This window comes from Singulisphaera photorubra (assembly GCF_045290345.1).
Lineage (GTDB): Bacteria > Planctomycetota > Planctomycetia > Isosphaerales > Isosphaeraceae > Singulisphaera.
On record NZ_CP155447.1, the window covers coordinates 10,438,884 to 10,453,309 of the forward strand.

Here is a 14,426-nt window from a genome sequence, read left to right on the forward strand (position 1 = left end):
ACAACTCAAAACAAGGCCCGCCGAAAGCGATTTCGGTGGGCCTTGTTTTTTTTTGGGGGGAGATTTCGACAGGGGAGTGTTTCGGCCCCGGAATCCGAATCTGTCGTTTGATCGATCGCACCGAGGGGGTTGCACTCCCGAAACAGAGGGGTTGTCTGGTAGAATGGAAACGAACCCGCCAGACCGAATCGGAACCAACGATCATCCCGCCGAGGTCGCCCTCCCATGCCTGCTCATTATTTTGGAAACGAAGTTGGTAGCCTGACGCGCCGAGAGGCCCTCCGCCGGGCGGGAACCGGATTTGGTGCGCTGGCATTAAGCGCGCTCTTCGCCGAAGAGGGTCTTCTGGCACCGTCGGCTCGCGCGGCGGAATCGCTGACGCCCCTGGCTCCTCGAGCCCCTCAGTTTGCGCCGAAGGCCAAGCGCGTCATCCACTTGTTCATGAACGGCGGGCCGTCGCACGTCGACACCTTCGACCCCAAGCCCGCCTTGACCAAGCAGGCCGGGAAGGCGCTCCCGTCACTCCTCCCCACTGAACGGAAGACCGGCGCGGCGTTCGCCTCTCCGTTCAAGTTCCGCAAGTACGGTCAGAGTGGCATCGAGGTCTCAGACCTGTTCGCCCGAACCGCCGAATGCATCGACGATATCTGTGTGATCCGGTCAATGCATGCCGACGTCCCCAACCACGAACCGTCCTTGATGCTCATGAACTGCGGCGACGCGCGTCAGGCGCGGCCCAGCGTGGGGTCCTGGGTGCTCTATGGGCTTGGCTCCGAGAATCAGAACCTGCCGGGCTATCTCGTCATGTGCCCCGGAGGCTACCCGATCGCCGAGTCCCAGAACTGGCAGGCCGCTTTCTTGCCAGGGGTGTTTCAGGGGACCTACATCGACAGCCAACACACCGACATCGAAAAACTGATTCGCCATATCAAGAATCGGCATGTCTCGCACCATGCCCAGCACGCCCAGCTCGAATTGCTCCAGACCCTGAATCGCGAACACATGGAGCGTCGCCAGCGCGAGGCCGATCTCGAGGCTCGAATCCAGTCCTTCGAGCTGGCCTTCCGGATGCAGACCGAGGCCGGGGACGCGTTCGACGTCAGCCAGGAGCCCGAGTCGATTCGCGAGATGTACGGCCCCGGTGTGCAGGCGAGGCAGATCCTGATCGCCCGGCGGCTGCTCGAACGCGGCGTCCGTTACGTGCAGCTCTGGCACGGCGAGGGCCAACCCTGGGATAGCCACGACGACATCGGGGTCCAGCACGCCAACCTTGCCAAACAGTGCGACCAGCCGATCGCCGCACTTCTAAAAGATCTCAAGCAGCGCGGAATGCTGGAAGACACGCTCGTGATCTGGGGAGGCGAATTCGGCCGCACTCCCACCGTCGAGCTCCCCACCGCGGGCGCGAACCAAGGGAAGATGAACGGCCGAGACCACAACCACTATGGATTCACCATGTGGATGGCCGGTGGAGGCGTCAAAGGGGGACACATCCACGGCGCGACCGACGAGTTCGGATTTCAGGCGGTCGAGAACAAGGTCCACGTTCACGACCTCCACGCCACCATTCTCCGACTCCTTGGCTTCGACCACGAGACCTTCACTTACCGCTACGCCGGACGAGACTTCCGCCTGACCGACGTGCACGGCAAGGTCATCAACGACATCATCGCCTGATCGATTGGCGCGACGTCCGCCGCTCCCCTGAGCACAAAAAAAAAGTAACGACCTGTTCACGTTTCGTGAACAGGTCGTTATTTTTTCGGAGAGTGGGCACGTCCCACCAAGGAAATCGCCAGGGAGCTTGCGTCCCCTTACCGATCGAAGCGGCGTCCCAAAGTGAGGGTCGAGCCCGCCTCGACCGCTGCGTCAGAATTGCTTGCGCTGACGGCTCGAGGGAATTCGCAGGGTCCGCCGATACTTGGTCACGGTACGACGCGCCACCGGGAAGCCATGCCGACTCAGTTCCTCAACGATCTCTTCGTCGGAGAGCGGGTTCTGCTTGTCTTCCTTGGCGATGATTTCGAGCAGCTTCTGCTTGATCGTGTCCCACGCGACTTCCTCGCCGTCGGCCGTGGTCGTACCGCCTCCGAAGAATCGTTTGAGCGCGAAAATACCTCGGGGAGTCTGCACCCACTTGTCGTCGACGGCCCGACTCACCGTTGTCACGTGAACATGGACCCGATCGGCGATCTGTTGCATCTTCAAGGGCTCGATGAACTCAGGCCCTTTGTCGAGGAAATCCTTCTGGTGGTCAATGATCGCCCGAGCGACCTTGAGTAGCGTGTTTCGCCGCTGCTCAATTGATTCGATCAGCCAACGAGCCGACTGGATCCGCTTTTGGATGAACTCGCGGGCCGCGGCGTCGGTGGCCTTGTTCTTGAGTTGCATCTGATAGTAACGCGAGATCGAGAGCTGGGGCGTGTGCTCGTCGACAAGCCGGACCTCGTATTCGCCCTGCTCGTTGGCCTCGACGATCAGGTCGGGAACAACGTACTGGGTACTCTCGGGAGCAAAACGAGCGCCTGGCCGGGGGTTGAGCCGACGGAGATGTTCCATCGCCTCCTTGATGTCGTCGATCGCGATCCCGGTCTTCTTCTCGATCGCGGGGAGCCGGTTCTGCTGGAGATCATCGAGGTGGTTCGAGATCAAAACCTGGAGGATCTCGCGTGAGGGAATGTCCTGGTTGAGTTGGAGGAGCAAGCATTCCCGCAGATTTCGGGCACCGACACCAAGCGGGTCAAGCTTCTGAACCAGGCCCAACGCCTCTTCGGCCTGCGCCATCGTGGCATCGCCACCGTAGTCACGCAGGACCTCGTTGAGATCGTGGTTCAGATACCCGTTCTCATCCAGGTTGAAAATAATGTACTGAGCCAGGGCACGGACCGTGGGCTCGGGGTCGAGGAATCCCAGCTGATCGTCGAGGTCGTCATGAAGCGAGCGGGGCCGTGAGGCCATGTTCTGCATCGCATCATGTTTGCGATCGGCCTCTTCACTCATCGCGGCCCGGCTGAGCCGGTGCGTCTCGCCAAACGGCTCTGACCAGTCATCCTGGCCATCCATGCCACCGTCGGCCTCGAACTCGGTCGTGGTGGGCTCCTCGGGAGCGGCGGGAGCCTCTTCACCAGTGTCCGACTCAGGAGCGGGGGTTTCTCTCAGGTCGACGAGGACCGGGTTCTCGCTCAATTCCTGGTCAATTCGCTCCTGCAAAGCCATCAGAGGCAGCTGGAGGATTTCCATCGACTGGATCATGCGAGGCGCCATGCGGAGGCGCATATCGGTACGCATCTGCTGGGAAGTATCGAGACGCATGGTCCTGCTTTCCGTCGTGGAAGAGAGGAATATTGGGCGATCCCGGCAACGACGTCGCGATGGCCACTTCCTGGCAGACAAGAGCCCTAGAGCAGCCTGACCCGAGGCCGCCGCGACTCAGTGGCCCTACCATCCCATTTCACGGCCTCAGTCATAGCAATTATAATGCCATCTTCTCGTCGTTCCCACTATCACCCTGAAATATTGCAAAAACTCCTCAAAATCGTTGGCGCCCATTGATCGCGTCGGCCAGCATTTCTTTATTGGCGAATTCCAGGACGCTCCCCGAGGCGAGGCCTCGGGCCAGACGAGTGATCGGGACACCGGTGTCGGCCAGGCGACTCGCCACCAGAAGCGCGGTACCGTCGCCTTCGAGATTCGGGTTGGTCGCCATGATCAACTCCTGAATCGTCCCGGAGCGCACGCGTGCCTCGAGCGCGGGAAGGGTCAACTGGTCAGGGCCCATCCCCTGCAAAGGCGCGAGCCGGCCGAGAAGCACGTGGTACACCCCTCGGAACGTGCCCGCTTTCTCCAGGGCGAGCAGATCCCGCGGTTGTTCGACGACGCAGACGATCGACGCGTCGCGTCTCGGGTCGCGGCAGATCCCACAGAGCGGATGTTCCGCTTCGGTCAGGTGGAAGCAGGTCTGGCAGTGCCGGACCCGATCGCGGACATCTCGAATGGCGTCGGCCAGAGCCAGCGCCTCTTCGGCGGGGCACTTGAGAAGGTGGTGAGCCAGCCGTTCGGCGGTCTTCGCCCCCACGCCCGGCAAGCGGCCGAACGCATCGATCAGCCGATCTACCGTGCCCGAGTAACCCGCCATGGCTCAGGCTCCTCCTCCGCCACCGCCCAGCAGACCCGCCAACCCAGGGATCGGAAAGCCCCCCGCGAGCGACGAGAGCGACTGCGCGGCCGCCTCGCGAGCCTTCGTCAGCGCCTGGTTTACGGCGGCCGCCACCAGGTCCTCCAGGAGTTCGGCATCGCCATCGGCCAGAAGTTTCGGGTCGATTCGCACCGAGATCAACTCGAGTCGACCGTTTGCCTTCGCCGTAACCACCCCGCCGCCGGCCGTTCCTTCGACGTGAAGCTGACCAAGGGACTCAGTGGCCTTCTCGACGGATTCCCGGATCTTCCCGGCATTCCGCATCATGTCAGCGAGGTTGCCTAAATTATTGAACACGACAAACCTTCTTCATTGGTTCGCGGAACTCGGCACCCGTCACATTCCCTACGAGCGTCAGGCGTTGGATGTCGAGGTTAAATCTTCTTCGACTTCCATAAGGACGGGTCGGGCCTCGAAAAGCTCGACAACCTTACGGACCATCGGGTCATCAGAAACCTCGTCGTGGCGAGTTGGCTCCGCGACGACCGTTGGAGATGCGGAAGCAACTTCCTGAGAAGATCGCTCGAATCGAAGCCGGACTGGCCGATGCAAGAGACTCTCGAGCGCCTCTTCAATCTTGGCCTGCGACTGCGGGCTTCCGCAGTCCTCGACGATCCAATTGTATCTCGGCGGCACACCGATGACCAGGACGTCCGGTTCTGAAATCGCCGTGGGAGCGACCTGGCTCAAGCCCTTGCCGAGCCCAAGGCCGACCTTCTGGACGACCTGGGGCCAGATCGCAAGGACCGCGTTCAACTCAAGAGGCAGCTCGGTGGAAGCGGGCTGGATCCGCGCAGGCTCGTTCCGCGACGGTGGCGGGTCGGGCTCCGGGGCAGGGGGGGGTGGCTGCGTGGGCTCACGGCGGGACGTCGGTGGCGGAGTGGGTGCGGGATCAGGAGGGGCTAACTTTTTTTTTACAAGGGTCTGCGAGGGATCCATCGGCGGCAGCCCCCCCTCGAGCGCGATGAGCCGCCCGACCAAATCACTGATTTCGCTGAGGTTCTCCAACCGCGCGACCTTCACCAGGCCGACTTCGATGATGGTACGGCTGTGGGGGCTACCTCGAAGTTTGGAGCGTGCTTCCGGAAGGATCTGCAACGCGGCCAGAATCGAGTCGAGCGGCCAGCGATCGACGACCGCCTGAAGCCGAGGCCGCTGGCGAGGGGTCGCGGTGAGCACCGTCTGGCCGGCTCCGGCCGACAGGACCATCAGATCGCGAAGGAAGTCGATGACCCCGTTGAGCAGGTCGGTCGGCTGAATCCCCTGGCTGGCCGCCGCATCCACAAGCCGGAGGACCGCGCCTGAGTCATGGTCGGCCAGAGCATCGACCATGTCGAGGATTCGCTCGTCGCTGGCGGTACCGAGCAGGCGGTGCACGGCCTCGACGGTCAGTCGTTCGCCCGCGGAGGAAAGAAGTTGCTCGATCAGCGATTGCGCATCGCGCATCGACCCCCCCGCGCGGCGGGCGATGGTCTGCAGCGCCTCGGGTTCGGCGTCGATCTTCTCGCGAACACAGATGTCGCTGAGCGTCGCGACGATCTGCTCGGGGGTGATCCCCGAGAAATCATAGCGTTGGCAGCGTGAGAGGACCGTGACCGGAATCTTGCCCGGTTCGGTGGTGGCGAAGAAGAACTTCACGTGCGGCGGCGGCTCTTCCAATGTCTTCAAAAGCGCGTTGAAGGCCCCCGTCGAAAGCATGTGAACTTCGTCGATGTAGTAAATCTTGAATCGCGCCCGGCTCGGTCGGAGCCCGGTATTCTGTCGCAATTCGCGAACCGACTCGACACCGTTGTTGCTGGCACCGTCGATCTCGAGGACATCGACGTCTTCACCGGTCGCAATCGCCTGACAGATATCGCACTGCAGGCAGGGCTGGTCGGTCGGCCCTTTCACACAATTGAGGCACTTAGCGAAGATCCGCGCGATCGAGGTCTTGCCGACGCCACGCGTTCCTGAGAAGAGGTAGGCGTGGGTGACCCGATTCAGCTTGATGGCGTTACGGAGTGATTCGACGACGTTATCTTGCCCGACGACATCCTCAAACCGCTGGGGGCGGTAGCGACGGGCAACGACGGTGTAGTTCGAAGCATCGGCCGGCTGGGGCATTGGCGGCTTGGCCGGACTGGCGCAGGGCCAGAAGGCACGCTCCGTCGGGCCTTAGGGAGAGGGGCGAAAGCCCTTTGGGGAGATCGCTCGTGATTGGGCTGGGCAGTTCCAGCTCAAGAGAAAGGCAGGAGACTGGGAGAGCCGGGGAGGTTCTCCCGGGCACATGAGGGCGATGCTTATGGCTGCTCCGTTCCCGTCCTGACCAGGTTCGCAAGCCCCCATTGCCCGGGTCCCCCCCGGCTCACCCAGACCCCCGCCATCTGTCTCTTGGCGATTGGCCCGTTAGACTTCGTCATTGTGGCGGATTGGGCTCCCTCATGCAAGGCCAAGTTTGCGCGGGTATGATCTTTCAAGGCCGTGGCGATCCTCGGTCACTTCCGGGGTATACACCTTGCGATTGACGGCCAACTTGATGACCATAAGAGTTGGATAGGGCTGCGAGTTCTTGAGCGGATGTCTTCGGCCCCATGGCGGGAGCCTGAGATGTCTGCTCTTCCCGGTCCCAATGGCCACTACCGGCCGTCGCAGTCGGGCGTCTTTCGAGACCCGCGCGGGGTCCCGGTCGCCAACGATGTCACCCAGCCTCGAGAAAGGGGCAGCCATGGCCCGACGATTGACCGCCCGCCCATCACCGGCCTGGGTGGGGGACTTGCCGGTCTTCGAACGGACGCTTGCCAATGGCTTCAAGGCCTTAGTCCTGCCGCGAACCCATGCCCCGGTGGTGGTCTGCGACCTGTACTACCCGGCCGGATCGGTCGATGAGCCGGCCGGCAAGACCGGGCTGGCCCATTTCGTCGAGCACATGCTGTTCAAGGGGACCGAGCGATTCCCCAAGGGCCAGATTGACCGGCTTGCGTTTGTGGCGGCCGGGCAATCGAACGCCGAGACCGGCGAAGATTGCACTCACTACTGGTTCGCCTTCCCGTCGGATCGATGGGAGCTGGCCCTGGAGGTCGAGGCCGACCGGATGCGGGGGGCGACCTTCGACCCCCGTGAAGTCGAAGCCGAGCGCCACGTGATTGGCGAAGAGCGGGCCCGCGACCTCGACTCACCGATGGGGCGACTGGACCAGACCCATCTGGCCCTCACCTATTTGCGGCACCCCTATCGCAACCCGATCCTCGGCTGGCCCGACGACCTGGCGCGGATTGGGGTCGATGACCTCCGCGCCTTTTACCGCCAGCACTACCGCCCCGACGGCGCCGTGCTCGTCATCGTCGGCGACATCGACCCCGAGCGAGCGCTCGATCGCGTCTCGGCCCATTTCGAGCCGTTGCCGCCCGGTGTGGACGAGCGACTCCCTCCCCCGCTCACTGAACCTCGCCAGATGGGCCGACGTGATTTCACGCTGGTCGATGCCGAGTCGGTGGCGCGTGGGCTGCTCGGCTGGCACAGCGTCCCGCGGGGGCATCCCGACGGCCCCGCGCTCAACGTCCTCTCCGATCTCTTGACCTGCGGACGAAGATCCCGGCTCTGGAATGAGTTGGTCGAGCGCCGCAAACTCGCCACCTGGGTCGAGACCGGCCAGGATGACGCGCGGTGGGCCGGTCAATTTCTCTTGCAAGTCGAGGCGGCTTCCGACGTTGAACCGGCGCGGATCGAGCTCGCGATTGCCGAGTTGATTGCCGAGCTCGCCGAGGATGGGCCCACTCCTGAGGAACTCTTGCGTTCCCGGCACCGCCTCGAAGCCGCCTGGCGTTGGGAGCAGGAAGACCTGGCGGGCCTGGCGGCCGGCCTCGGGAATGTTTCGCTCTGGGACGACTGGCGGGCCTGGCAGGCCGAGCACCGCGCGGCCATGGCGGTCACGCCCGACGATATTCGCCGTGTGGCCTCCACCTATCTGGTCGACTCGAGCCTCACGGGGGGCTGGTCCATGCCCCGCTCGGGACGAACGATGACCGTCCTGCTTCCGTCCGAGACCGTTCCCGAGGGGACCTGGACCGCCCCCTCACCAAATCCCGATCGGCCGATCTTGCTGACGATCCCGAATGGGAACTCCCGGCTCACCGACTACAGTCCTCAGCGGACCACGCTGACCAACGGCATGCGTTTGATCTACGAGCGCCGGCCCGAAACCGGAATCGTGGCTCTCGAGTTGTTCGTGGACGCCGGCGTGCTCCGCGAGTCCAAGCCCGGCCTGGCCTACCTGACGGGACGGCTGCTTGAGGAAGGGACGAAGTCGAGGCCGGCCGAGACCCTCGCCGAGGCGATCGAGGATGTGGGCGGAACGATCGACGTCGGTTCCACGGGAGTCTCCCTTCGAGTCCGCGCTGAGGATTTGCCCTTGGCGGTCGAAATTCTGGCGGACGTCGCGCTCCACCCCACCTTCCCCGAAGAGGCCTTCCCCTGGGCCAAGCGGCGGATCGCGGCCGAGTTGCAAGGCGACCGTGAAGACCCGGCCTTCCGCGCTGACCTGATCTTCCGCGGACTCGTCTATGGCGACCATCCGTACGCCCGCGACCCCCGAGGCTCGAGCAGGGACATCGCCCGGCTCATGCTTACGGACGTCAAGGCCCATCACCGGGAGCATTTCGCGGCGGACAACGCGTTCCTGGTCGCGGCCGGCGACTTCGATCCCAAGCGACTCACGAGCCTGGTGAAAACCCATTTCGACCGTTGGAAACCGCGGGGGGGGAGTCTTGCGGAATATCCTCGCCTGGTCCGATCGGCCCGCCCCCGGGTTCGCCGCGTCTCGCAACCGGGCGAACAGGTCCACATTGTCCTGGGGCACCTCGGGATCCCTCGCAATCACCCTGACTTCGACGCCCTGGCGGTGCTCGACCACATTTTCGGCAGCGGACCGGGGTTCACCGATCGTTTGAGCCGGATCCTTCGCGACGAGTTGGGGCTGGCCTACTCAGTCGGAGGCGGTATCACCGACACGGCCGACGTGGTCCCCGGCCTCTTTCGCGTCTACGTGGGCACCATGCCCGACGAGGCCGATCGGGTCGTCGCCGCGATCGCCGAGCAAGTGCGTGCCATGCATGAAGGCGCCTTCTCGGACGACGAGGTCGACTGCGCCCGACGCTACCTGGCTGGCTCCTGGGTGTTCGATTTCCAGACCGTCGAGCAACGCGCGGAACGCCTGTTGGAGCTGGAACGCTGGGGCATGCCGCTGGATGAGCCGATCCATTGGCCCGAACGGATCTCGCGAGTGAGCACAGCCAAGGTACGCCGCGCCGCCCGGTCCCACCTCGATCCCGCCGCCTTGATCCGCGTCGAATTCGGGCCGGTCCGCCGTCGCCAGCGTCCGAACGCCGAATGCGCATGAGCGCCTGCCTGAACAGGAATCGCCCCGGACCTACGGCGAAGTTTGGGGCCGTTCCCCATGGAGAACGGCGGTCATCAGGGGTGGGCGAAAGAGCCCGCCCTGTCGATCGGTCTTTCAGCGAAACCTATTCTTTGTTATAGGAAGCTCACGGTTCCCCCACACCTCACCTCCGTCGCCACAACCTCGAAGCCGTGGGAGGGAAATCCAACGATTCTCAGGGGTACTCTCGACCGCGAGCTTCAGGTGAACAAATGCCGACACGGCGAATGCGTCGAGTAGCGATTGCGCTCGGTATCGTCGTGAGCCTGGGCCTAATCCTCGCTCTGGCGAAGGGGCGTCGGACGACCAACGTCCCGGCCCAGCGGAGCATGGGCTCGCGTACTCGGATTCGAATCGTCCCGGCCCAGGTCATCTCGGAGTTGAAGTCAACCGAGACGCGGGTGACCGTAGGTCCGGTGACTTACTCATCAGACGTGGCGACGATCCTCCAAGAGAAATGTCAGTCATGCCACCGCCCGGGCCAGGTCGCTCCCTTCTCGTTGCTGACCTACGACCAGGCCAGGCGTTGGGCCAACCCGATTCGTGAAGCGGTGGAGAGCCGGCGGATGCCCCCCTGGCATGCTGACCCGAGGGTCGGACACTTCTTGAACGATCGGAGCCTTTCGCCCCGGGAACGAGCAACCTTGCTTGCCTGGATCGACCAGGAAACCCCACTGGGCGACCCCGAGGATCTCCCTCCCAAGAAAACATTCCCCAAGGGCTGGGCGATCGGCTCGCCCGACCTGATCCTGACCATGGCCAAGCCTTACGAGGTGGTGGCGGAGGGGGTCCTCTCTTATCAGCGGTTCCGGGTCGCGACCGGCTTCACCGAGGACCACTGGATCCAGGCGGCCGAGGCACAACCGGGCAATCGCGCCGTGGTCCATCACATCTGCGTTTTCTTGGCCGACGATCGGCCCAAGGGGAACCGGATGAGCGACGAGGTCCGCGAGCTGGTCTGTTACGCTCCCGGAGACCTTCCCTCCATCTTTCCCCCGGGGACCGCAAAGCACCTCCCGGCGGGTGCGATGCTCGATATCGAGATCCACTACACGCCCATCGGCACCGTTCAGCGCGATCAATCGTCCGTGGGGCTCGTCTTCGCCCGGGGCCCGACCCGCCGCCGAGCATTCACGAAGGGGATCAGCCAGAAGGATTTCACCATTCCGCCAGGTGCGGCCAATCATCCGGTCCGCTCCACTTATCGTTTCATCAATGACGCGCGACTCCTCAGCCTCATGCCTCACATGCACCTCCGTGGAAAAGACTTCCTCTACACGGCCACCTATCCCGACGGCCGGACCGAGGTCCTGCTGTCGGTCCCCGCCTACGACTTCGGCTGGCAGAGCGTCTACCGGCTGGCCGCGCCCAAACCGATGCCGGCGGGAACCCGGATCGATTGCCTGGCTCACTTCGACAATTCCGAATCGAACCCAGCCAACCCCGACCCAAGGCTCGCCATCCGCTGGGGCGAGCAAACATTTGACGAAATGATGATTGGATTCATCGACTTCGACGAGGATGCGTCCCTTTCCTTGAGCTCCATTGCCCCGCAGCCTCGTCCGCAACGATCGGATCGTCGCGACTGAAGGCAGGCCATCCACGATGCCGTCGAACCAGTAGCCTCAGCCTCCCCCCATCAAACGCAGCACTCGTCTCCCGACGATCTCCGTTTACAGAAAGCCTCAAATGGCTTCTGTTTCTCGCGTAACGGCCTGGTCTGAGCTGATCAGGCTTGTCCCAGCGGACGCCAGTGAGGAAATTATGTTCTTGGAGAAGAACATATTGACTCGAAAGCATTCGGGGCCGTCCCTTCCGCTCTTGGACTGCCGTCGCAATCGAGGCAGTAGACGACCGATCAACCCACAGTGGTCAACATGGCCGGCATGGAGGTTCTTGGCCAGGGAGCCGTCTCTGATGAAACGCCCCCAGGCACTTGGCTTGGTCGCACTTGGCCTGTTGCTCGGCTTCGGATCATTCGTCGGACGAGGGGAAGCCAGCCCTTACATCACCCACCAGACGGGTGAAGCGTCGAAACCAGGCGAGCCGATCAGGCTCCCTTCATGGACATCTCTGCCGGTCTCTCACCCTGCGATCGATGTGCGACGCGCCTCATCGCTCGAGCTCGATTTTGAGCCAGGGATGCAGAGGGCCATCGCGGCAACCCTGCCACCACCAATCGACGACCATTCCGAACCACTTCCCATCCACCAAGATCCCGGGGATGGGGTCAGAACTCTCCCCGCGGCCCCCCCGCAGAAACGAACGGTGCCCGAGCCCGCCTCGATCGTCCTGGTCGTCACCGGTTTGATTGGCCTGGCCGCGCGACGTTATCTCCTCAATCATCGCCCCTTGGCCTGACGACTGCACAGGCGGGGGCGACCTCGGTCCGCGGCTCAATAACCAGGTCAGAGCCGGCAGCCTCGAGCCGTGGAGTTGTCGCCGCTCCACGGCATCGCCAAAACCAGGGGACGGGGCCACTCAGTTTTTCTTGTTCGGCATCATTCCGCCCTTGAGCATGTCGGCTGCCGACTTCTTCCAACCCGGCAGTGCGGCCTCAATCTGCTTGCGCAGGGGAGGGGCCAGCTTCTTGTCGGCGTGTGGCGTGAGCCCGTCGTAGCGCAGCGCTTCCTCGCCTTCACTTGCCGCCTCGAGGAACATGCCAATCTCGGCGCTCGCCAGGGCCAGTTCCGCGTGGAGTGTGGCATTACTCGGGTAGAGTCGGGAGGCGCGTCGGGTCGCCTCGACGATGTTCCCTCGATAGAGCATGAGCTCACCCGGCTTGAGGCTGTCGCCAAGACGGCTGAGCAGTTGGCGAGTCACCTTGGCACGTTCGTAGTGCAAAGTCCAGGAATTCTGGTTGCGAGGGGCCGCGACAGCTTCGAGCATGGAGGCGGGGATCGTCTTCCAGCGCTGGTCTTCGGGCTTGGCTCCGCGCGACTCCCATTCCCGAAACTTCTCGAAGGCCAAACCAAGCCACGGGCGGGCGCTGTATTTGTCGGTCGCATACGCCTCTTTGTAGGCGGCTTCCGCCACCTCGAACCTCGGCGGGTTGGCACTAAGTGCCGAGTTAGCCACGGCAATCTGGGCCTCGGACCGCCAAAATGGTTGGATGGCTCCCACAAAGGTGCCGAGCAGAGCAGCCCAGACCAAGGCCAGGGCGAACCCAAGGTACCGGCCGCCCCATTCCCGAACTTGCCCGCAACGTCGGTCGTCGCGCAGATTCAAACCGAGAGCAATCAGGGTCCAGAGCATCAGCGAGACGCCTGGAATCCCGATTCCTCCGGCCGCCAGCAGGTTGATGGTGATCGCCAGGGCACCCGCCCCAAATCCGACTGCGGTGATCGGCACCCGTCGCCAAACCTGGAGTCCGAACAAGACCGCCCAGACCCAGGCCAAGCCGAGGATCAACCAGCGGTTGGGCATATCTCCCTCGAACGGATTGAGCTCCCCCACGATCGACGCCAGGATCCATCCACCCCCAGCGCAAACGAGCAGCCAGTTCGACCGACGAGGCGGGTCGCTCGACCACTCCAGATCGGACCGAGGCCGGGAATGATCCTCAGCCGGCAAGTCCACCGGCGCCGGGACGGGACGAATCATGTTCCAGAACGCTATTGTGAGGCCGAGGACGAGGGCCGCCATCGCCACGGCGCCGGCGGTCGACCAGACTTCGAGCACCAGATTGTGCGGGTCGAAGATCTCTTCGCTGGCCTCGGGAAGCTTGAGCCGGAGGTAGGGAGCCGTGAAGTTGCCCGGCCCACGTCCCCCCCAGAAGACTTCTCTGCGCTCGGTGATCACGCGCCAGGCGCCGACCCAGTATTCCCAACGGTAGCGCAGTGACTTCGTTGACTCGGTCAGAACCTGGCGATCGAGCTTGCCTGTGGCCAGCCCCGCCGTCACAAGGCTGCCGACCACGATCAGTCCGCCCAGGGCGGTGAGCAGCAACGTCTTTTTCGACGCCCTCCGCCGTTCACACCAGGCCAGGGCGAGGAGGCCAACCGCGAGTCCGACGTAGGCGCTTCGGCTCTTGGTCAGAATCAGGCAGACGAGCACGACCAGGGTCGGTGCGGCCGCGAGTGCCAGGCTGGCCAGGCGCGAACCACGTCCGTCGCGGCGGACCAGGTTTTCCCAGCCGACGGCCACCATCAATACCAGCGGACCCACCAGAAAACCGGCCAGGGAGTTGGCCAGCGCAAAGGTCGACATCGTCTCGGTCGAGTCAAGCAGCCGCTTCTCGAACATGATCGCCGCGGGAGAACCAGGCGGGTAGCCCATCTGCTGGAGAACCTCGAGGCGATGCGCCAGGTAATAGGCGCGCGTCTGAGGCATCTCCACCCCGGCGTGGTAGAGCCCAAAGACGGAGACCGAGACCGCGGTCGCCACCATGGCTCCGGCCAGGACGACCGACTCGGCTCGAGTCCGAGGAAGGTTCCGGACCAGGAGATAAACCAGGCCGACCGCACCCCAGTCCCAGGCCAGGTTGATCGCCAGGCGGCGGTCGTACGCTTGCCCCGCGCTCAGGCCGACCAGCGTGATCAGGGCGATCACGGCGGCATCGGTCCAAGACCAGCGAATCCGGACGACTCCACCGATCAATCCCGAGGCGACAGCAAGCCCCGCCACGAGCAAGACGGCTAGGTCCCAGTAGAGACCAGCGCCCCCCTCGGCCTTGGGATCGACCTCGCTCGGCCAGTAGGCGCGGGCCGTCATCAGCGCCACGGTCAATCCGAGTGCGACCAGGCGAAGGCGTTCGCCCAGCCAGGCCGCGAGTTCGGCGTCAGAGTCATCCGACATGGATTCCAGCCCCTTCCG

Annotated in this window: 9 protein-coding genes and 1 other RNA gene; 4 read left to right on the plus strand and 6 right to left on the minus strand. The window is 63.6% G+C overall.

The genetic code is table 11. The annotated features are described in order from the left end of the window. Nucleotides 1-225: 225 nt before the first annotated feature. Entirely contained in the window at nt 226-1,677 is a 1,452-nt protein-coding gene (locus tag V5E97_RS38975; RefSeq protein WP_406696941.1) for a DUF1501 domain-containing protein, read from the plus strand. A gap of 192 nt (nt 1,678-1,869) precedes the next feature. On the opposite strand, the gene rpoN is transcribed toward V5E97_RS38975, so the two are convergent. The 5 genes from rpoN to ffs all read right to left on the minus strand — a co-directional run bounded on the left by rpoN (nt 1,870) and on the right by ffs (nt 6,539). Continuing rightward, complete coding sequence (rpoN, locus tag V5E97_RS38980; RefSeq protein ID WP_406696942.1) at nt 1,870-3,312, minus strand: RNA polymerase factor sigma-54; 1,443 nt, start codon at nt 3,310-3,312, stop codon at nt 1,870-1,872. Nucleotides 3,313-3,529: 217 nt separating this feature from the next. Further along, nucleotides 3,530-4,135, minus strand: a complete 606-nt coding sequence (gene recR, locus V5E97_RS38985) for a recombination mediator RecR (RefSeq protein WP_406696943.1) — start codon at nt 4,133-4,135, stop codon at nt 3,530-3,532. A 3-nt stretch (nt 4,136-4,138) separates the two neighbouring features. After that, on the minus strand, nt 4,139-4,492 hold the full coding sequence (locus V5E97_RS38990) for a YbaB/EbfC family nucleoid-associated protein (RefSeq protein WP_406696944.1): 354 nt from the start codon (nt 4,490-4,492) through the stop codon (nt 4,139-4,141). Nucleotides 4,493-4,549: 57 nt separating this feature from the next. After that, nucleotides 4,550-6,301 carry a DNA polymerase III subunit gamma/tau gene (gene dnaX, locus V5E97_RS38995; protein ID WP_406696945.1) on the minus strand — a complete coding sequence of 584 codons (1,752 nt, stop codon included), beginning with the start codon at nt 6,299-6,301 and terminating at the stop codon, nt 4,550-4,552. A gap of 140 nt (nt 6,302-6,441) precedes the next feature. Continuing rightward, an RNA gene (gene ffs, locus V5E97_RS39000) (signal recognition particle sRNA small type) lies at nt 6,442-6,539 on the minus strand. A 363-nt stretch (nt 6,540-6,902) separates the two neighbouring features. Here ffs and V5E97_RS39005 point away from each other — a divergent pair. The 3 genes from V5E97_RS39005 (at nt 6,903) to V5E97_RS39015 (ending at nt 11,972) form a co-directional block, all read left to right on the plus strand. Beyond that, nucleotides 6,903-9,572, plus strand: coding sequence for a M16 family metallopeptidase (locus tag V5E97_RS39005; RefSeq protein WP_406696946.1), 2,670 nt, complete (start codon nt 6,903-6,905; stop codon nt 9,570-9,572). Between the two features lie 266 nt (nt 9,573-9,838). Then, nucleotides 9,839-11,200, plus strand: a complete 1,362-nt coding sequence (locus V5E97_RS39010; protein WP_406696947.1) for an alkyl hydroperoxide reductase — start codon at nt 9,839-9,841, stop codon at nt 11,198-11,200. 328 nt (nt 11,201-11,528) lie between these two features. Continuing rightward, nucleotides 11,529-11,972: a PEP-CTERM sorting domain-containing protein gene (locus tag V5E97_RS39015; RefSeq protein ID WP_406696948.1), complete on the plus strand. Its 444-nt coding sequence runs from the start codon at nt 11,529-11,531 to the stop codon at nt 11,970-11,972. 120 nt (nt 11,973-12,092) lie between these two features. Here the strand turns inward: V5E97_RS39015 and V5E97_RS39020 are convergent, their stop codons facing one another. Next, nucleotides 12,093-14,408, minus strand: a complete 2,316-nt coding sequence (locus V5E97_RS39020) for an O-antigen ligase family protein (protein ID WP_406696949.1) — start codon at nt 14,406-14,408, stop codon at nt 12,093-12,095. Between the last annotated feature and the right edge of the window lie 18 nt (nt 14,409-14,426).

Coding starts and splice junctions, on each gene's coding strand:
- V5E97_RS38975 (WP_406696941.1), top strand. CDS start 226: ATGCCTGCTCATTATTTTGGAAACGAAGTTGGTAGCCTGACGCGCCGA.
- rpoN (WP_406696942.1), bottom strand. CDS start 3,312: ATGCGTCTCGATACTTCCCAGCAGATGCGTACCGATATGCGCCTCCGC.
- recR (WP_406696943.1), bottom strand. CDS start 4,135: ATGGCGGGTTACTCGGGCACGGTAGATCGGCTGATCGATGCGTTCGGC.
- dnaX (WP_406696945.1), bottom strand. CDS start 6,301: ATGCCCCAGCCGGCCGATGCTTCGAACTACACCGTCGTTGCCCGTCGC.
- V5E97_RS39005 (WP_406696946.1), top strand. CDS start 6,903: ATGGCCCGACGATTGACCGCCCGCCCATCACCGGCCTGGGTGGGGGAC.
- V5E97_RS39010 (WP_406696947.1), top strand. CDS start 9,839: ATGCGTCGAGTAGCGATTGCGCTCGGTATCGTCGTGAGCCTGGGCCTA.
- V5E97_RS39015 (WP_406696948.1), top strand. CDS start 11,529: ATGAAACGCCCCCAGGCACTTGGCTTGGTCGCACTTGGCCTGTTGCTC.
- V5E97_RS39020 (WP_406696949.1), bottom strand. CDS start 14,408: ATGTCGGATGACTCTGACGCCGAACTCGCGGCCTGGCTGGGCGAACGC.